Here is an 18675-nt window from a genome sequence, read left to right as displayed (position 1 = left end):
GGCTCCAAGGCCCCCGGAAAGTCGAGACAACAAGGACAGCCACGCGTATTGCGCGGGCAGGGGGAAATCTGTTTGGCCGATGAGTTCATTCTCGAAACGGAAGGCTTGACCAAGGAGTTCGCGGGCTTCTTCGCCGTCCGCGACGTTGCGCTCAAGGTTCGCCGTGGGAGTATCCACGCGTTGATCGGCCCGAACGGTGCGGGCAAGACGACGTGCTTCAATCTTCTGACCAAGTTCCTCAAACCGTCTGCCGGAAAAATCCTGTACAAGGGACAGGACATCACGGCGATGGCGCCCGCGGACGTGGCACGCCTGGGACTGGTGCGTTCGTTCCAGATCTCGGCGGTGTTTCCGCATCTCACCGCGCTGGAGAATGTTCGTGTCGCGCTCCAGCGCCAGCACGGCAGCTCCTTCGATTTCTGGCGCTCCAAGTCCGTGCTCAACCGGTTCAATGACCGGGCGCGCGAGCTGTTGAGCGATGTCGGTCTCAGCGAGTTTGCAAATACGCCTGCGGTCGAGATGGCCTATGGGCGCAAGCGCGCGCTCGAGATCGCAACCACGCTCGCGCTCGATCCGGAAATGATGCTTCTGGACGAACCGATGGCCGGCATGGGTCACGAGGACATCGACAAGATCGCCGCGCTCATCAAGCGTATCTCGGCGAAGTACACCATCCTGATGGTCGAGCATAATTTGAGTGTCGTCGCCAATCTCTCCGATATCATCACCGTGCTGACGCGCGGGCAGGTGCTCGCGCAGGGCCATTATTCGGAGCTCACCAAGGACGAGCGCGTCAAGGAAGCCTATCTGGGAGCCGGTCATGCCTGAGACTGCAATGGCCGAGGCGCCGGTGAAGGCCGCGACCGGCGGCAATATCCTCCAGGTCCGCAACTTGGAGGCCTGGTATGGCGAGTCCCACATCCTGCACGGGATCAATTTCGACGTGAACGCGGGCGAGGTCGTTACGCTGCTCGGGCGCAACGGCGCCGGCAAGACGACCACGTTGAAGTCGATCATGGGCATCATCGGCAAGCGCGCCGGCTCGATCAAGTTCAACAATCAGGAGATCATCCGCGCGACCTCCGACAAGATCGCGCGCATGGGTATCGCGTTCTGCCCGGAGGAGCGGGGAATTTTCTCCAGCCTCGACGTGAAGGAGAACCTGCTGCTGCCGCCGGTGGTTCGCGCAGGCGGATTGCCGCTCGAGCAGATCTTCGATCTGTTTCCGAACCTGAAGGAGCGGCTGAGCAGCCAGGGCACCAAGCTGTCCGGCGGCGAGCAGCAGATGCTCGCGATCGCGCGAATCCTGCGCACGGGCGCAAGCTTCCTGATGCTGGACGAGCCGACCGAAGGCCTCGCCCCCGTCATCATTCAGCAGATCGGCCACACCATTGCGCGGCTCAAGAAGGAAGGTTTCACGATCCTCCTGGTCGAGCAGAACTTCCGCTTCGCATCCACCGTCGCCGATCGCTACTACGTGGTCGAGCACGGCAAGATCATTGACGGATTTTCCAATGCGGAGCTTGCCGCCAACATGGACAAGCTCCACACCTATCTCGGCGTCTAGTCCGGCCAACGGTCGAATGGTCACGAGAAGATTTACGAGGGAAGTCGCATGACAAGGTCGATTGCATCGTTGTTGCTTGGCACGGCATTGGCCGTGACCAGCGCTGGCGCCGCTTTCGCACAGGACAAGACGGTCAAGATCGGCGCACTGTCCGATCAGTCCGGTCTCTATGCCGACCTCGGTGGTCCCGGCTCGACGCTCGCTGCGCAGATGGCGGTTGAAGATTCCGGCCTGGGCGCGAAGGGGTGGAAGATCGACATCATCTCGGGCGATCACCAGAACAAGCCCGACATCGGCACCGCGATCGCGCGGCAGTGGTTCGACGTCGACAAGGTCGACATCATCGTCGACGTGCCGAACTCCGGCGTGGCGCTGGCGGTCAACAACGTCGTCAAGGAAAAAAACGGCGTCTACATCAATTCCGGCGCGGCGACCTCGGACCTCACCAACGCGCAGTGCTCGCCCAACACCGTGCACTGGACCTACGATACCTACATGCTGGCGCATACCACGGGCCAGGCGCTGGTGAAGGCGGGTGGCGACACCTGGTTCTTCCTGACGGCGGACTACGCCTTCGGTGCGGCGCTGGAGCGCGATACCACGGCGGTCGTCACCGCCAATGGCGGCAAGGTGGTCGGCGGGGTCAAGCATCCGCTAAACACGCCGGACTTCTCCTCGTTCCTGCTCCAGGCGCAGGCCTCCAAGGCCAAGATCATCGGCCTTGCCAATGCCGGTGGTGACACCACCAACACGATCAAGCAGGCCGCCGAGTTCGGTATCGGCAAGGGTGGCCAGAAGCTCGCGGCGCTGCTGCTGTTCCTCACCGACGTCAAGGCCATTGGCCTCGAGACGGCGCAGGGCCTCAACTTCACCGAGACCTTTTACTGGGACATGAACGACAAGACCCGGGCTTTCTCCAAGCGGTTTTCGGAGAAGATGAAGAACGGTGCGATGCCGACCATGGTTCAGGCCGGCGTTTATGCGGGCGTGCGCCACTATCTCAAGGCGCTCGAGGCGCTCGGCGGCAATCCGCATGATGGCGTGAAGGTCGTCGAGAAGATGAAGTCCATGCCGACCGAAGACGATCTGTTCGGCAAGGGCGAGATCCAGCCCAATGGCCGCACCATCCACAACGCCTATCTGTTCGAGGTGAAGAAGCCCTCCGAGTCCAAGGGACCGTGGGATTTCTACAAGCTCGTGGGGACAGTGCCGGGCGACCAGGCTTTCACGCCGCTCGCCGAAAGCAAGTGCGCGCTGCTCAAGAAATAAGATCGACAGCTCGCCGGCACTGTGCAGGCGGGCGCTACTTTGGGAACGCCGAAGGGACTGGGTGCTGGATCGATGCAGGCTCTCTACGCACAGCTACTGGTGGGACTGATCAACGGCTCGTTTTACGCGCTGCTCAGTCTCGGGCTCGCCGTGATCTTCGGCATGCTCAACATCATCAATTTCGCCCATGGTGCGCTTTACATGATGGGCGCTTTCGTTGCCTATTTCCTGCTGAACATCGGCGGCATCAGTTACTGGTGGGCGCTGCTGCTGGCCCCCGTCATCGTCGGCATCTTCGGCATGATCCTGGAACGGACCATGCTGCAATGGTTGACCGGGCTCGATCACCTCTACGGCCTGCTGCTCACCTTCGGCATCGCGCTGATCGTCCAGGGCGTGTTCCAGAACTATTTCGGTTCGTCCGGCCTGCCTTATTCCATTCCGGACCAACTCAGAGGCGGCATGAATCTCGGCTTCATGTTCCTGCCCATCTATCGTGGCTGGGTCGTCATCTTCTCGCTCGTCGTGTGCTTTGCCACCTGGTTCCTGATCGAGAAGACGCGGCTTGGCGCTTACCTGCGCGCCGCCACGGAAAATCCGACTCTGGTGCGCGCCTTCGGCATCAACGTGCCCCGCATGATCACGCTCACCTACGGCCTCGGCGTCGGCCTGGCCGCGCTCGCCGGCGTGCTGTCGGCGCCGATCAACCAGGTGCGGCCGCTGATGGGCGCCGACCTCATCATCGTGGTGTTCGCCGTGGTGGTGATCGGCGGCATGGGATCGATCATGGGCTCCATCATCACCGGCTTTGCGCTCGGTGTGATCGAGGGCTTGACCAAATATTTTTACCCCGAGGCCTCCAACACCGTCGTGTTCGTGCTGATGGTGCTTGTGCTCCTGGTGAAGCCAACGGGATTGACGGGAAGGGCAGCCTGATATGACAGCCTTGACGGACGATACGCTGCCGGTCACGCCGCGCGCGATGCGTGACGAGATGATCTTGTTCGTGGTGATGGCGCTGCTGCTGGCGTCGGTGCCTTTCACGGGAGTCTATCCGTTCTTCGTGATGCAGGCGCTTTGCTTTGCGCTGTTGGCCTGCGCCTTCAATCTCCTGATCGGCTATGGCGGCCTGTTATCGTTTGGCCATGCCATGTTCATGGGCACGGCCGGTTATTGCAGCGCGCATGCGCTGAAGGTCTGGGCGCTGCCCCCGGAACTCGGCGTTCTCGTCGGCATCGCCGCTGCGTTCGTGCTGTCGCTCATCACCGGCTACATCTCGATCCGTCGCCAGGGCATCTATTTCTCGATGATCACGCTGGCGCTGTCGCAGCTCCTGTATTTCATCTACCTCCAGGCGCCATTCACCCATGGCGAGGACGGCATCCAGGGCATTCCGCAGGGGCACATGTTCGGTGTGCTCGATTTGTCCAAGCCGACCGTGCTCTATTACGTCGTGCTCGTCGGCTTCCTTGCCGGCTTCCTGCTGATCTACAGGATCATCAACTCGCCCTTCGGCGAGGTCCTGAAATCGATCCGCGAGAACGAGCCGCGTGCGATCTCGCTGGGCTATCGGACCGACCAGTACAAATTCCTGGCGTTCGTCCTGTCGGGGACGCTGGCGGGTTTCGCCGGCGCGCTGAAGGTGTTCGTGGCGCAGAACGCCTCGCTCACCGATGTGCACTGGTCGATGTCCGGTGAAGTCGTGCTGATGACGCTGGTCGGCGGTCTCGGCACCATTTTCGGTCCCGTGGTCGGCGCCTTCGTGATCATCGCCATGCAGCAATATCTGGCGGGCTTCGGCCAGTGGGTGACGGTGATTCAGGGCTCGATCTTCGTGATCTGCGTGCTCACTTTCCGCCGTGGCGTCATTGGCGAAATCGCGCATTACTTCCGCAGATCGCTCTAAGTCGCTGATATCGCATCAATTTTGATGGCGAGGTAAATCCGGTGGATGACCCTGCCTGGCGGGTGTGAGACGGCACGCGCGCGAGGCAAAAATGGTCTATGACGGTTTTGTGACGGCCCTGACAGGGCCGGCCCATGTCCAACCGGTAGACTATCCCATGATGCGTTGGTTTCGCGCCTTCCTGCCCAAGGAAGAACGATTTTTCGACCTGTTCGACCGCCATGCCCAGACGGTGATACAGGGTGCAATCGCGCTCCAGGGCGTGCTCAATGGCGGCGAGGAGACGCCGGTCTATTGCCAGCGCGTCAGCCAGTTCGAGAACGACGCTGACAACATCACCCGCGAGGTGCTGACAGCGGTGCGCCGCACCTTCATCACGCCGTTCGACCGCGGCGACATCAAGAACCTGATCACCTCGCTGGATGATGCCATCGACCAGATGCAGCAGACGGCCAAGGCCGTGATGCTGTTCGAGGTCCGCACCTTCGAGCCGCCGATGCGCGAGATCGGGGCGCTGCTGATCGAGTGCGCCAATCTGGTGGGCCGTGCGCTGCCGCTGATGCAGGAGATCGGCAAGAACGTGGCCATGCTGACCGCGATCACGGAGGAACTGACCAAGCTCGAAGGCCGCGTCGACGATCTCCACGACATCGGCCTGAAGGAGCTGTTCCTCAAGCATCGCAACGGCAGCGCGATGGATTTCATCGTCGGCGTCGAGATTTACGATCACCTTGAAAAGGTGGCTGATCGCTTCGACGACGTCGCGAACGAGATCAACAGCATCGTCATCGAGCAAGTGTAGGGCAGGGCCGTCGTGGATGCTGCGTTGGGTCTTCCCGTCCTGGTCGGACTGATCGCCGTCGCACTGCTGTTCGACTTCCTGAACGGCCTGCACGACGCCGCCAATTCGATCGCGACCATCGTCTCGACCCGGGTGCTGCGGCCGCAATTCGCGGTGTTCTGGGCGGCGTTCTTCAATTTCGTCGCCTTCATGGTGTTCGGCCTGCACGTCGCCCAGACCATCGGCACCGGCATCATCGATCCCGCCATCGTCGACGCCCAGGTGATCTTCGCCGCGCTTGTCGGCGCCATCGTCTGGAATCTCGTGACCTGGGCGCTGGGCATTCCGTCCTCGTCCTCGCATGCGCTGATCGGCGGCCTCGTCGGCGGCGGCATGGCCAAGGCCGGGATTTCGGCGGCGGTCTGGAGCGGGCTCACCAAGGCGGTGCTGGCGATCGTGCTGTCGCCGCTGGTCGGCTTCCTGCTCGCGATGATGCTCGTTGCGATCGTGTCATGGCTGTCGGTGCGCTCGACGCCGTTCGCGGTCGACCGCGCCTTCCGCATCCTGCAATTCGCCTCGGCCTCGCTCTATTCGCTCGGCCATGGCGGCAACGACGCGCAGAAGACGATGGGCATCATTGCCGTGCTGCTCTATTCGCAGGGTCATCTCGGCAACGAATTCTCGGTGCCGTTCTGGGTGGTGCTGTCCTGCCAGGCTGCGATGGCCCTGGGCACCCTGATGGGTGGCTGGCGCATCGTCCGCACCATGGGCCTGCGCATCACCAAGCTGACGCCGATGCAGGGTTTTTGTGCCGAGACCGGCGGCGCGGCGACCCTCTTCATCGCCACCTTCCTCGGCGTTCCCGTCTCGACCACCCACACCATCACGGGTGCCATCGTCGGCGTCGGTGCGGCTCGTCGTGTCTCGGCGGTGCGCTGGAACGTGGCGAGCTCGATCGTCTATGCCTGGGTGATCACGATCCCGGCCTCGGCCATCGTCGCGGCGCTCAGCTGGTGGGCGGTCCAGATCTTCAAGTAACGAGCTTCAGCCCGACGATGCCGGCCACGATCAGCCCGATGCTGGCAAGGCGAAGTGCTGTGGCGGGCTCGCCGAACAGGAAGATGCCGAGCGTGGCGGTGCCGACCGCGCCGATGCCGGTCCAGACCGCATAGGCGGTTCCGACGGGCAGGGACTTGAGAGCGATGCCGAGCAGGATCACGCTGCCGGCCATGGCCGCGAGCGTGATGACGGAGGGAACCAGCCTGGAGAAGCCCTCGGTATATTTCAGGCCAATAGCCCAGGTGATCTCGAGAAGACCGGCGACGAACAGGATGCTCCAGGCCATGGCGACCCTCCATTCAAGGCAGGGTCGTCCCCGCTGGGCTGATAGGCTGCTGAGCAGGAAGGCCGTCCTTCCCCAAGGCCCAGTATGGCCAGGGCCGATATGGGGCTGGCCGAAGGGCTGCGCAATCACCAAATCAGGCTTGATCCCTCTCATTTTCCCTGCCAAACGCTCCCGCCATGTCCGACATTGCAGCCACCACAGCCGAATCGCCGGCCCGTTCCCCGCTTGCCGCCGAAGTGGCGCGGCGGCGCACCTTTGCGATCATCTCGCATCCGGACGCCGGCAAGACCACGCTGACCGAAAAGCTGCTGCTGTTCGGCGGCGCCATCAACCTTGCCGGCCAGGTCAAGGCCAAGGGCGAGCGGCGCAATACCCGTTCGGACTGGATGAAGATCGAGCGCGAGCGCGGCATCTCGGTCGTGACGTCGGTGATGACCTTCGAGTTCGAGGGCCTCGTGTTCAACCTGCTGGACACGCCGGGCCACGAGGACTTTTCGGAGGACACCTATCGCACGCTCACGGCGGTCGATTCCGCCGTGATGGTGATCGACGCGGCCAAAGGTATCGAGGCACGCACGCGAAAGCTGTTCGAGGTCTGTCGCCTTCGCGATATCCCGATCATCACGTTCATCAACAAGATGGACCGCGAGAGCCGCGACGTTTTCGAGCTGCTCGACGAGATCGAGAAGACGCTGGCTCTCGACACCACGCCGATGACCTGGCCGGTCGGCCGGGGGCGCGATTTCCTCGGCACTTATGATGTCATTAACGGCGGTGTCCGCCTGCTCGAAGGCGGCGGAGCCAAGACCGGCGCGGCGCAGCAGATCGAAATCGCCGAGCTCGCCAAGCTCAACGCCAATCTCGATGCCTCCGCCGTGAAGGACGAGCTCGAGCTGGTCACCGAGGCCTCGAAACCGTTCGAGCTCGAAGCGTTCCGCGAGGGACATCTGACACCGGTCTATTTCGGCAGCGCGTTGCGCAATTTCGGTGTCGGCGACCTCTTGGAGGGTCTCGGCAAGTTCGCCCCCGAGCCGCGCGCACAGGATAGCGACCAGCGCAGGGTCGAAGCGACCGACCCGCGCATGAGCGCCTTCGTGTTCAAGATCCAGGCCAACATGGATCCGAACCACCGCGACCGCATCGCGTTCGCGCGCCTTTGCTCGGGCAAGCTCAGCCGCGGCATGAAGGCAAAGCTGGTGCGCACCGGCAAGAGCATGCCGCTGTCGAGCCCGCAATTCTTCTTTGCCCAGGATCGTTCGGTGGCCGACGAGGCCTTTGCCGGCGACGTCGTCGGCATCCCCAATCACGGCACGCTGCGCATCGGCGATACGCTGACCGAGGGCGAGGACTTCAATTTCGTCGGCGTCCCGAGCTTCGCGCCTGAAATCGTCCGCCGCGTCCGTCTCACCGACGCGATGAAGGCGAAGAAGCTGAAGGAAGCCCTTCAGCAGATGTCGGAGGAGGGCGTCGTCCAGGTGTTCCGTCCGCGCGACGGTGCGCCGGCGCTGGTCGGTGTGGTCGGTGCGCTGCAGCTCGACGTGCTCAAGGCGCGGCTCGAAGCTGAATATTCATTGCCGGTCGAGTTCGAGGTGAGTGAGTTCCAGCTCGCGCGCTGGGTCTCCTCGGAGGATCGCAAGAAACTCGACACGTTCATCGCGGCGAACACCTCAAGCATTGCTGACGATGTCGACGGCGATCCCGTGTACCTGGCGCGGAACGAGTTCTACCTCGGCTACACCAAAGAGCGCGCCGAGGGCATCGAGTTCACCAACGTCAAGGACGTCAAGAAGAAGGGCTAGGGGGCACGTACTGCCTACCGCGTCCTTAGGCTCTGCGGCCACACCCTCCGCTGTCATGCCCCGGCTTGACCGGGCTTGACCGGGGCATCCAGTACGCCGAGGCCTCTCGACCCAATCACAACTTTCTCTGGAATACTGGGTCGCCCGGTCGAGCCGGGCGACGACACCATTGCCTGAACGCGAGGACGACACCATTGCCTGAACGCGAGCATGTGAACGCCCGCAGGCTTGACGCTTCCACGGTCGGTGCCACGTTTGTCGCGTGACATCGCGAGCTCGAAGCATGTGGCGCGGTATTCTCGTTTTCACACTGTTGGCATTCTCGACCGTCGCCGCCGCCGCGCAGCGTCGCCAGATCAATCCGATCCCGTTTGCGCACGAGCCGTGCAGTGTGCTCGACTTCAGGCCCTGCACGCCGTCCTATTGCAGTCCGCTGGAGCCCGGCCCCTGCATTCCCGAGATCGACTATCCCTACGGCGAGAATCTCCAGCTCACGATCGAGAGCGTGCCGGCGGAGGCCGATCGGGCCAAGTATCAAAAGCCGGATCATGATCTCGATACGATCGGCGATCTCTTTGCCGAGCTGCGGACGTGCTGGTCACCGCCGTCTGACAAGGCGCGCGCGGGCATGCAGATGGCTGTCCGCTTCAGCTTCAACAAGGCCGGCGGCCTGATCGGTCCGCCGCGGCTGACCTTTGCGACGGCAGGCGTCCCCGCCGATATCAGAACCATCTACCTCGACGCGATCAATTCGTCCCTGAACGCCTGTCTGCCGCTGAAGTTCACCACCGGCCTTGGTGGCGCGTTGGCCGGACGGCCAATTGCGATCCGCTATGTCGACAATCGAGAGCTCGGAAGATAGCCCGTCAGTTGCGACCGGCGGCCAATCAATGATACCTCAGAGGCGGGGCGGTGCTTGAAGGGGAGGACGTCGTGGGTCTGCTGGTCATGATCCTGGGGCTGGTGCTGTTTTTCGCCGCTCATGTTTTCACAACGAAGCGGGACGCACGCGCGCAGGCGATCGCGCGGCTGGGGGAAGGGACCTACAAGATCCTCTATTCGGTCGTCTCGCTTGCAGGGCTGGCGCTGATCGTCTGGGGCTTTGGCCACTATCGCGCGACCGGCTGGATCGACGTCTGGCATCCGCCCAAGGCGATGAAGCACATCACGATCGCGCTGATGCTGCCTGCCGTCATCCTGGTGGTCGCCTCCTATCTGCGCGGGCGCATCTATGCGACGCTGAAGCATCCGATGCTCGCTGGGGTGAAGCTTTGGGCCTTTGCGCATCTGCTCGCCAATGGCGATCTTGGCTCCATCATCCTGTTCGGCTCGTTCCTGGGTTGGGGCGTATATGATCGCATCTCGCTGAAGCATCGCGCCGACAGCGGCGGCCCGCCGATTCCGGTGGGCGGCGTCACCAATGATCTGATTGCGATCGCAGTCGGCATCGTCGTCTATCTGGCGCTGGCGTTTGCGTTCCATCCTGTCGTGATTGGTGTTCCCGTCATGGGCGGATAGAAGATCAGCGCAAGACATCACCCCCGTGTCGATGCGTGGAGGGTGACAAAAGCAACAAGACGAGGACTCTCCGATGGACTGGTCACGATCTCAGATTCCGCCGATGCGGTCCGAGGCGCGTTTTGGCGATCGGGTGGTGCCGGCTTTCGTCGATCGGCCTTCCAGCTTGTGGGCAATGATAGCGCAGACCTCGGCGCGCAACGGCGAGGGCGAAGCGCTCGTCTGCGGGCATGTCCGGCTGAGCTGGCAGCAAACGGTGGAGCAGGCGGCGCGGATTGCATCGGGCTTTCGCAGGCTCGGCCTGCAACGCGGTGACCGTGTTGCGATCCTGCTCGGCAATCGCATCGAATTTCCGCTGTTGCTGTTCGCCGCCGCGCACGAGGGGCTGGTTACGGTATTGCTCGGCACGCGCCAGCAGAAACCGGAGATCGCTTATGTGCTCGCCGATTGCGGCGCCAAGATCCTGATCCACGAGGCGGCGCTCGCTGAGCGGCTGCCGGACGCGCGGGATGTTCCTGACGTCATCCACCGCATCGCCATCGACGACGACGCGAAGCTGTCGCGTTTTTCCGTGCTGGCGGACAACGCGCCGGCCCCAACGCCGATCGAGGCGAACGAGGAGGACACCGCGATGATCCTCTACACCTCGGGCACGACGGGCAAGCCGAAAGGCGCCATGCTGGCTCACTGCAACATCGTGCATTCCTCAATGGTGTTCGTGTCTTGCCTGGAATTGACGGCGGCCGACCGCTCGATTGCAGCCGTCCCGCTCGCTCACGTCACCGGCGTCGTCGCCAACATCACGACGATGATCTGCTGCGGCGGCGCGCTGATCATCATGCCGGAATTCAAGGCCGCCGATTACCTCAAGCTCGCGGCGCGCGAGCGCGTCACCTACACGGTGATGGTGCCGGCGATGTACAATCTCTGTCTGCTGCAGCCCGATTTCGACAGCTACGATCTTGCGAGCTGGCGCATCGGCGGCTTCGGTGGCGCGCCGATGCCGGTCGCGACCATCGAGAAGCTCAAGGCGGCAATTCCCGGCCTGAAGCTTGCGAATTGCTACGGCGCGACCGAGACGACCTCGCCGTCCACCATCATGCCGGGCGAGCTGACGGCAAGCCATATCGACAGCGTCGGCCTGCCGTGTCCGGGTGCGCGGATCATCGCAATGGGAGCGAATGGCCGCGAACTTCCACCCGGCGAGATCGGCGAACTCTGGATTCAGAGCGCCTCCGTCATCAAGGGCTACTGGAACAACCCGAAAGCGACGGCCGAGAGCTTTACCGCCGGCTTCTGGCATTCCGGCGATCTCGGCTCGGTCGATTCGGATGGGTTCGTCCGCGTGTTCGACCGGCAGAAGGACATGATCAACCGCGGCGGCCTCAAGATCTATTCGGCCGAGGTCGAGTCCGTGCTGGCCGGCCATCCCGCCGTGGTCGAGAGCGCGATCATCGCAAAGCCATGCCCGGTCCTTGGTGAGCGCGTCCACGCGGTCGTGGTCACGCGCGTGCAGGTCGGCAGCGAGGACTTGCGGGCCTGGTGCGCCGAGCGGCTGTCCGATTACAAGGTGCCGGAGACCATGGCGATCACCGCCGATCCCCTGCCGCGCAACGCCAATGGCAAGGTCCTGAAGCGACAGTTGCGGGAGCTCTGGTAGGTGGTTGAGCGCCGTTGGGGCAGCCCCGGGATATCCCGGATCGCGCGTTAACGCCTTGATCGGCCTTGCTTTGCCTTGCCACCGCCATATCGATAGGGTATCGCCGCCGCGACGTGGGGACGGGCTTTTGTCGCGCGCGATCTGGCGCGCGCTCCCGGCCGGGCATGGGATTATCTTAAGTGTCTGAATTATTTGACGAAGTCGACGAGGAAGTACGTCGCGAGCAGCTCAAAAAGCTGTGGGATAAATATTCGCTCTACTTCATCGCCCTGATGGTGCTGATCGTGGCGGCCGTGGGCGGCTGGCGCGGCTACCAGTACCTCGAGGCCAAGAAGGCCGCCGAGGCCGGCGCCACCTTCGAAAAGGCGGTCGAACTGTCGGAGCAGGGCAAGCACGCGGAGGCCGAAACGGCCTTTGCCGATCTCGCTGCCAAGGCCCCGTTCGGCTATCGCACCCTGTCGCGGCTCCGTGCCGCCGCGGAGGCGTCGGCCCGCGATCCCAAGGCTGCGGCGAAGATGTATGACGACATCGCCGCTGACCGCAGCGTCGGCAGCGAGTGGCAGGATTTGGCGAAGATTCGCGCGGCGAGCCTGCTGGTGGACAGCGCGAGCTACGCCGACATTCAGCAGCGGCTGGAGACATCCGCCGAGCCCAAATCGACCTTCCGCCACAGCGCCCGCGAGCTGCTGGCGTTGTCGGCCTGGCGTAACAACGACATGGCCGCGGCCCGCAAATGGGTCGATGCGATCGCCGAGGACGGCGAAACTCCGCCGGGCCTGCGCTCGCGCGCCGAGGCGCTCCAGGCCCTGCTGCCGCCCGTCGCCAAGAGCTGAGAGCAGCCGAGCTGACGGTCCCGAGAGCTGAGACGAGATACTGATATGCGCCGCACGCCACGTTTGATCGCAGCTGTCGTCCTGATCGCCTTCACAGGCGTCCTGGGCGGTTGCTCCAGCGGCGGATTCGATCCGAGCGATTTGCTCGACTGGCTCGACACCAAGAAGAAGCTGCCGGGCGAGCGCAAGCCCGTCTTCCCCGAGGGCGTGCCGGGCCTCGAGCAGGGCGTGCCGAAGGAATTGTACAAGGGGGCGCAGCAGCAACAGGATGCTCCGGACGCCGCGGCACTGCCGGCTGAGCCGCCGCCCGCCGAGCCCGCGAAATCATCAAAATCGGCCAAGGGCAAGAAGACCAAGCGGCCGCCCGCGACCGCTGCGGCTCCCGCTGCAGCGCCGGCGGGCGAGGTCGACGGCGAGGCCCAGCCCGAGGCTGTACCGGCGACCGCCGCTCCGCCGCCCAAGCACAAGATCGTCCGAAAGCGCACCACCGCGCCGCCGCCGGACCAGCAATCCGCCCAGCAGCCGGCGCAGCAGACCACCCAGCAACAGCAGACGCAGGGGGCCTTCCCGGCGCCGATGCCCAGCGGCAGTTTCTCGCGCTGATATTTTTCACCGAATTGACAGGCGCAGCCCCGGCGGCGCACGAATGACCGATGCCCTTTACGATTGCCATCATCGGCCGGCCCAATGTCGGCAAGTCGACGCTGTTCAACCGCCTGGTCGGACAGAAGCTCGCGCTTGTCGATGATCTGCCGGGCGTCACCCGCGACCGCCGCGAAGGTGAGGCCAGGCTCGGCGATCTCGAGTTTACCATCATCGACACCGCAGGCCTCGATGAAGGCGCCAAGGGCTCGCTGACTGCGCGCATGCAGGAGCAGACTGAGGCTGCGATTGCGCAAGCGGATGCGTTGTTCTTCGTGATCGATGCCCGCATCGGGCTCACGCCGACGGACCGCGCGTTTGCCGATTTCGCCCGCAAGGCCAACAAGCCGGTCTTGCTGATCGCCAACAAGAGCGAAGGCAAGCACGGCGATGCCGGCGCGATGGAATCCTTTGCGCTTGGGCTGGGTGACCCCATCCAGATCTCGGCCGAACATGGCGAAGGCATGGGCGAACTCTACGACGCGCTTGCCAAGCTGATGCCGGAGCCTGTCGAGGAGGATGAGGCCGAGGACGACGAGCCCGTCTCCGAGGAAGAGGCCGCGACGCGCCCGATCCGGGTGGCCATCGTCGGTCGTCCCAATGCAGGCAAGTCGACGCTGATCAACCATCTGCTCGGCGAGGAGCGCCTGCTGACGAGCCCCGAGGCCGGCACGACGCGCGATTCCATCGCGGTCGAGATCAACTGGAAGGGCCGCGAGTTCAGGGTGTTCGACACCGCAGGCCTTCGCCGGCGCTCCCGCATCGAGGAAAAGCTGGAGAAGCTCTCGGTCGCCGACGCGCTGCGTGCGGTGCGCTTCGCCGAAGTCGTCGTGATGATGATGGATTCGCAGAATCGCTTCGAGGAGCAGGATCTGCGCATCGCCGATTTGATCGAGCGCGAGGGCCGGGCGGTCGTGCTCGCGGTCAACAAATGGGATCTGATGGAGACCAAGGGCGGCGGCGCGATTTCGGCTCTGCGCCGCGACGCCGATCATTGGCTGCCGCAGCTCAAGGGCGTGCCGATCGTCGCCGTCTCAGGCCTGATGGGCGAGGGGATCGACCGCCTGATGCAGGCCATCCAGGACGCCTATGCGCTCTGGAACCGGCGCGTGCCGACCTCTGCGCTCAATCGCTGGTTCGAGCAGGCGATCCAGGCCAATCCGCCGCCGGCCGTCTCGGGCCGCCGGCTGAAGCTGAACTACATCACCCAGACCAAGGCGCGGCCGCCGAGCTTCGTGCTGTTCTGCTCGCGTGCGGACGCAGTGCCGCAGTCTTACCTGCGCTATCTCATCAACTCGATGCGCGAGGCCTTCGACCTGCCGGGCACGCCGGTGCGCATCACGCTGCGCGAAAAGGCCAATCCGTTCGCCCACAAGCGCAAGCGGCCGTCGTGAGGATGGTGGTGTGCGTGGCGATCGCGGTGCGAACGCTGGCTGCCACAAAGACGGTCTCGTAGGGTGGTTAGCCCCGGGCTGCGCAAAGCGCAGCCGCAGGGCTAAACCCACCCTACGATATCTCGCTTACTTCTTCACCAGCGGGCATTCGCTGTCCTTGAGGGGCCTTGCGGCATCTTCCGCCGGGATGGTCGAGACCAGCTTGTAATAATCCCAGGGACCCTTCGACTCCTCGGGCTTCTTCACCTCGAACAGATAGGCCGGGATGATGCGGCGGCCGTCCTCGCGAAGCGGGCCCTTGCCGAACAGCGGATCGTCGGTCGGGATCTCCTTCATCTTGGCGACGACCTTGGCGCCGTCATGCGGATTGCCGCCGAGCGCTTCCAGCGCCTTGAGGTAATGGATCACGCCGGCATAGTTGCCCGCCTGCGTCATCGACGGCATCGCCTTGTTGGCCGTCCTTTCCTGGAAGCGCTTCGACCAGGCACGCGTGGAATCGTTGAGATCCCAGTAGAAGGATTCCGTGAAGGTCAGGCCATGCGCGGTCTTGAGGCCGAGCGAGTGGACGTCGTTGATGAAGAGCAGCAGCGCCGCGAGTTTCTGGCCGCCTTCGACGATGCCGAATTCGGCCGCCTGCTTGATCGCGTTGGTGGTGTCGCCGCCGGCGTTGGCAAGCCCGATGATCTTCGCCTTGGAGTTCTGCGCCTGGAGCAGGAACGACGAGAAATCCGACGTGTTGAGCGGATGCTTGACGCCGCCGAGCACCTTGCCGCCGTTTGCGGTCACAACCGCGCTGGTGTCGCGCTCGAGCGCGGCGCCGAAGGCATAGTCGGCGGTCAGGAAGAACCAGCTATCGCCGCCGGCCTTGGTCAGCGCCTTGCCGGTGCCGTTGGCGAGCATGTAGGTGTCGTAAGTGTAGGAGATCGTGTTGGCGTTGCAGGCCTTGCCGGTGAGGTCGGCGCTGGCACCGCCATTGTTGAGCAGGACGACGTTCTTTTCCTTGGCAACGTTGCTGACCGCCAGCGCCACGCCGGAGTTCGGCGTGTCGGTGATCATGTCGACCTTCTGGGTGTCGATCCACTGCCGCGCGATGTTGACGCCGACATCAGGCTTGTTCTGGTGATCGCCGCTGACGACATCGATCTTCCAGCCCTTTGCCAGCAGGCCCGAATCCTCGACCGCCATCTTCACGGCCACCACGGAGCCGGGACCGCCGATATCGGCGTAGAGGCTGGACATGTCGTTGAGCACGCCGATCGTGACGGTCTTGTCCTGGGCGTAGGCGGATGATGCAAAACCGAAAACGGCGGCACAAGCCAGAAGGGCCGCGGAGCGGCGCGCGATCGTTGTCATAAAGGGTTTCCTCCATTGTCAAAATAATTGCGGACGGCTTTCTTGGATGAAGCCTTGGTCCGGCGGACTCCGTAGCCTGTCCCACGGCCGGCGGCAATGCACCAAAAGCCGGATGACGCTGCGTCGTAGCGTCATCCGTCGGTTAACCTTTGAGCAAATGCGTTGAGACGCTATTTCAGCGCGTCCGAGTCAATCAGGCCGGTGCGCGGAAGCTCATCAGGCTGCGCGTCTTGTAGTCGTAGAATTTGCCGGTCTCGGTCCAGTCGGGCGCGCACATCGGGACGATGAATTCGGCGACTTGCTCGGGCGTGTCGAGCGTCGCCGGATCCTCGCCCGGCATCAGGGTCGCACGCATGCGGGTGCGGATCGGGCCTGGGTTGAACAAATTGACGCGGATGGCGGTGTTCGCGGTCTCCTGCGCCCAGGCGCGCGCCAGCGTCTCCAGCGCGGCCTTGGAGGCGGCGTAGGGGCTGACATAGGCGGTTGCCTTGTTGGCGGCGCCCGAGGTGATGAACACGGCGCGGCCGGCGTCGGACTGCTTCAGCAGCGGCTCCATGCAGCGGATCAGCTGGAAGTTCGCGGAGACGTTCACGGCCATGACGTCGTTGAACGTCTTCAGCTCGATATGGCCGATCGGCGAGGAGGGGCCGAGCACGCCGGCATTGCCGACGAGGATGTCGAGCTTGCCGTAGCGCTCGTGCAGGCCGGCACCAAGCCGCGCGATGCCGTCGGTATCCGTGAGGTTGAGTGGTACCAGCGTGGCGCTGCCGCCGTCTTTCCGGATCTCGTCGTCGAGCTCCTCGAGCCCGCCTTGCGTGCGCGCGGTCGCAACGATATGCGCGCCGGCCTTGGCCAGCGCGAGCGCCGCGGCAAAGCCGATGCCGCGGGAGGCGCCGGTGACGAGAGCGATACGATCAGCGAGGGGCTTTGTCATCGGACGTCTTTATCCAGCGTCGTCCCGGCGGAGGCCGGGACCCATACGCCGTGACGATTATTGATGATGAAAATGGTCGTTGCGACCTGCTTTGAACCACATGGGCCTGCGGTTATGGGCCCCGGCCTTCGCCGGGACGACCAACTCAACGCGACAGGGTCAGCTCGCCTCCGCCAGCAGCGACAGCTGCCGCGGCTGCGGCTCGATCTGGGTCTGGTCGGTGAGGTGGGTCGGATAGACGCCGGTGAAGCAGTGATCCGCAAACTTCGGATTGGCGGGGTCGCGGCCGGGCTCGCCCATCGCGCGGTACATGCCGTCGATCGACAGGAAGGCGAGCGAGTCGGCGCCGATCAGCTCGCGCATCTCCTCCAGCGAATGCGTCGCGGCCAGGAGGCCGCCGCGGTCGGGCAGGTCGATGCCGTAATAGTCGGGATAGAGGATCGGGGGCGAAGCGAGGCGGAAGTGCACCTCCTTGGCGCCGGCATCGCGCATCATGCGCACGATCTTCTTCGACGTGGTGCCGCGCACCAGCGAGTCGTCGATCAGGATGATGCGCTTGCCTTCGATCGCGGCGCGGTTGGCCGAGTGCTTCATGCGCACGCCGGATTCGCGGATCGCCTGCGTCGGCTGGATGAAGGTGCGGCCGACATAGTGGTTGCGGATGATGCCGAGCTCGAACGGTACGCCCGAATGCTGGCTGTAGCCGACGGCGGCCGGCACGCCGGAATCCGGCACCGGCACCACGACGTCGACGGGCACATGGCTCTCGCGCGCGAGCTGGGCGCCAAAGGCCTTGCGCACCTCGTAGACCGAGCGGCCGTGGACGATGGAGTCCGGACGCGAGAAGTAGATGTATTCGAAGATGCAGGGGCGCGGCGCCATCGGCGGGAACGGCTTGTGGATGTCCTGGCCGTTCTCGTCGAACACGATGACTTCGCCGGGCTCGATGTCGCGCACGAAGCGCGCGCCGATGATGTCGAGCGCGCAGGTCTCCGACGTCAGGATCGGGCAGCCGTCGAGCTCTCCCAGCACCAGCGGGCGGATGCCGCGCGGATCGCGCGCGCCGACCAGCTTCTTGTTGGTGAGCGAGACCAGCGCATAGGCGCCTTCGATCTCGCGCAGCGCATCGATATAGCGCTCGATGAAGCGGCTGCGCCTGGAGCGCGCCACCAGGTGCAGGATCACCTCGGTGTCGGAGGTCGACTGCATCATGGCGCCGTTCCTGACGAGTTCGCGGCGCAGCGTCAGGCCGTTGGAGAGGTTGCCGTTGTGAGCGACCGCAAGGCCGCCGGCATTGAGCTCGGCGAACAGCGGCTGCACGTTGCGCAGGATGGTGGCGCCGGTCGTGGCGTAGCGGACATGGCCGACCGCCATGGTTCCGGGGAGGCGGTCGATCACCTCGCGCCGGGAGAAGGTGTCGCCGACGAGACCGAGGCGGCGTTCACTGTGGAAGCGGCTGCCGTCGTAGGAGACGATGCCGGCGGCTTCCTGGCCGCGATGCTGAAGGGCGTGCAGGCCGAGCGCCGTGATGGCCGCGGCGTCGGGATGTCCGTAGATGCCGAACACACCGCATTCCTCGCGGACCGTATCTCCCTCCAGGTCGTCCTGAAGCTCTAGCGCGGCGGAGCCGGGATCGAGTTCAGTGTGGGCGTCCTGGTCAGGGTGTCGCATCTC

Annotated in this window: 18 protein-coding genes; 14 read left to right on the top strand and 4 right to left on the bottom strand. The window is 64.0% G+C overall.

The window, feature by feature from the left end:
• Positions 1-72 precede the first annotated feature (72 nt).
• From XH91_RS20495 to XH91_RS20465, 7 genes are all read left to right on the top strand, one after another.
• Complete coding sequence (locus XH91_RS20495) at positions 73-828, top strand: ABC transporter ATP-binding protein (protein WP_128952246.1); 756 nt, start codon at positions 73-75, stop codon at positions 826-828.
• The gene (locus XH91_RS20490; RefSeq protein WP_128952245.1) at positions 821-1567 is read left to right on the top strand and encodes an ABC transporter ATP-binding protein; all 747 of its coding nucleotides are present in this window, start codon (positions 821-823) and stop codon (positions 1565-1567) included. The genes XH91_RS20495 and XH91_RS20490 overlap by 8 nt, the downstream gene beginning before the upstream one ends.
• Before the next feature lie 48 nt (positions 1568-1615).
• Positions 1616-2836 (top strand): ABC transporter substrate-binding protein, encoded by a 1221-nt coding sequence (locus XH91_RS20485; protein WP_128952244.1) that lies wholly within the window; start codon positions 1616-1618, stop codon positions 2834-2836.
• Positions 2837-2908: 72 nt separating this feature from the next.
• Complete coding sequence (locus XH91_RS20480; RefSeq protein ID WP_128952243.1) at positions 2909-3772, top strand: branched-chain amino acid ABC transporter permease; 864 nt, start codon at positions 2909-2911, stop codon at positions 3770-3772.
• A 1-nt stretch (position 3773) separates the two neighbouring features.
• A complete protein-coding gene (locus XH91_RS20475) occupies positions 3774-4742 on the top strand; it encodes a branched-chain amino acid ABC transporter permease (protein WP_128952242.1) in 969 nt (322 codons plus the stop codon).
• A gap of 157 nt (positions 4743-4899) precedes the next feature.
• Complete coding sequence (locus XH91_RS20470; RefSeq protein WP_128952241.1) at positions 4900-5544, top strand: DUF47 domain-containing protein; 645 nt, start codon at positions 4900-4902, stop codon at positions 5542-5544.
• A gap of 12 nt (positions 5545-5556) precedes the next feature.
• On the top strand, positions 5557-6561 hold the full coding sequence (locus XH91_RS20465) for an inorganic phosphate transporter (RefSeq protein ID WP_128952240.1): 1005 nt from the start codon (positions 5557-5559) through the stop codon (positions 6559-6561).
• Here XH91_RS20465 and sugE read toward each other — a convergent pair.
• On the bottom strand, positions 6554-6868 hold the full coding sequence (gene sugE, locus XH91_RS20460; protein ID WP_128952239.1) for a quaternary ammonium compound efflux SMR transporter SugE: 315 nt from the start codon (positions 6866-6868) through the stop codon (positions 6554-6556). The genes XH91_RS20465 and sugE overlap by 8 nt on opposite strands.
• Positions 6869-7044: 176 nt before the next feature.
• On the opposite strand from sugE, the gene XH91_RS20455 reads away from it, so the two are divergent.
• The 7 genes from XH91_RS20455 to der all read left to right on the top strand — a co-directional run bounded on the left by XH91_RS20455 (position 7045) and on the right by der (position 14714).
• On the top strand, positions 7045-8667 hold the full coding sequence (locus XH91_RS20455) for a peptide chain release factor 3 (RefSeq protein ID WP_128952238.1): 1623 nt from the start codon (positions 7045-7047) through the stop codon (positions 8665-8667).
• Positions 8668-8950: 283 nt separating this feature from the next.
• A complete protein-coding gene (locus XH91_RS20450; protein WP_128952237.1) occupies positions 8951-9529 on the top strand; it encodes a hypothetical protein in 579 nt (192 codons plus the stop codon).
• A gap of 71 nt (positions 9530-9600) precedes the next feature.
• Positions 9601-10185 carry an NnrU family protein gene (locus tag XH91_RS20445; RefSeq protein WP_128952236.1) on the top strand — a complete coding sequence of 195 codons (585 nt, stop codon included), beginning with the start codon at positions 9601-9603 and terminating at the stop codon, positions 10183-10185.
• A 73-nt stretch (positions 10186-10258) separates the two neighbouring features.
• Positions 10259-11845 (top strand): class I adenylate-forming enzyme family protein, encoded by a 1587-nt coding sequence (locus XH91_RS20440; RefSeq protein ID WP_128952235.1) that lies wholly within the window; start codon positions 10259-10261, stop codon positions 11843-11845.
• A 179-nt stretch (positions 11846-12024) separates the two neighbouring features.
• On the top strand, positions 12025-12678 hold the full coding sequence (locus XH91_RS20435) for a tetratricopeptide repeat protein (protein ID WP_128952234.1): 654 nt from the start codon (positions 12025-12027) through the stop codon (positions 12676-12678).
• Between the two features lie 45 nt (positions 12679-12723).
• Positions 12724-13281: a hypothetical protein gene (locus tag XH91_RS20430; protein WP_128952233.1), complete on the top strand. Its 558-nt coding sequence runs from the start codon at positions 12724-12726 to the stop codon at positions 13279-13281.
• Positions 13282-13331: 50 nt separating this feature from the next.
• Complete coding sequence (gene der, locus XH91_RS20425; RefSeq protein ID WP_128952232.1) at positions 13332-14714, top strand: ribosome biogenesis GTPase Der; 1383 nt, start codon at positions 13332-13334, stop codon at positions 14712-14714.
• A 126-nt stretch (positions 14715-14840) separates the two neighbouring features.
• Here der and XH91_RS20420 read toward each other — a convergent pair whose 3' ends face one another.
• The 3 genes from XH91_RS20420 to purF form a co-directional block, all read right to left on the bottom strand.
• On the bottom strand, positions 14841-16067 hold the full coding sequence (locus tag XH91_RS20420) for an ABC transporter substrate-binding protein (RefSeq protein ID WP_128952231.1): 1227 nt from the start codon (positions 16065-16067) through the stop codon (positions 14841-14843).
• Positions 16068-16260: 193 nt separating this feature from the next.
• Positions 16261-17001: an SDR family NAD(P)-dependent oxidoreductase gene (locus tag XH91_RS20415; RefSeq protein ID WP_128952230.1), complete on the bottom strand. Its 741-nt coding sequence runs from the start codon at positions 16999-17001 to the stop codon at positions 16261-16263.
• A gap of 159 nt (positions 17002-17160) precedes the next feature.
• Positions 17161-18672 (bottom strand): amidophosphoribosyltransferase, encoded by a 1512-nt coding sequence (gene purF / locus XH91_RS20410; protein ID WP_128952229.1) that lies wholly within the window; start codon positions 18670-18672, stop codon positions 17161-17163.
• Positions 18673-18675: the final 3 nt, after the last annotated feature.

The sequence above is a fragment of the Bradyrhizobium guangzhouense genome (assembly GCF_004114955.1).
Classification (GTDB): Bacteria; Pseudomonadota; Alphaproteobacteria; order Rhizobiales; family Xanthobacteraceae; genus Bradyrhizobium; species Bradyrhizobium guangzhouense.
Note: the sequence above shows the minus strand (reverse complement) of the source record. Positions and strands in the feature narration are given on the sequence as shown.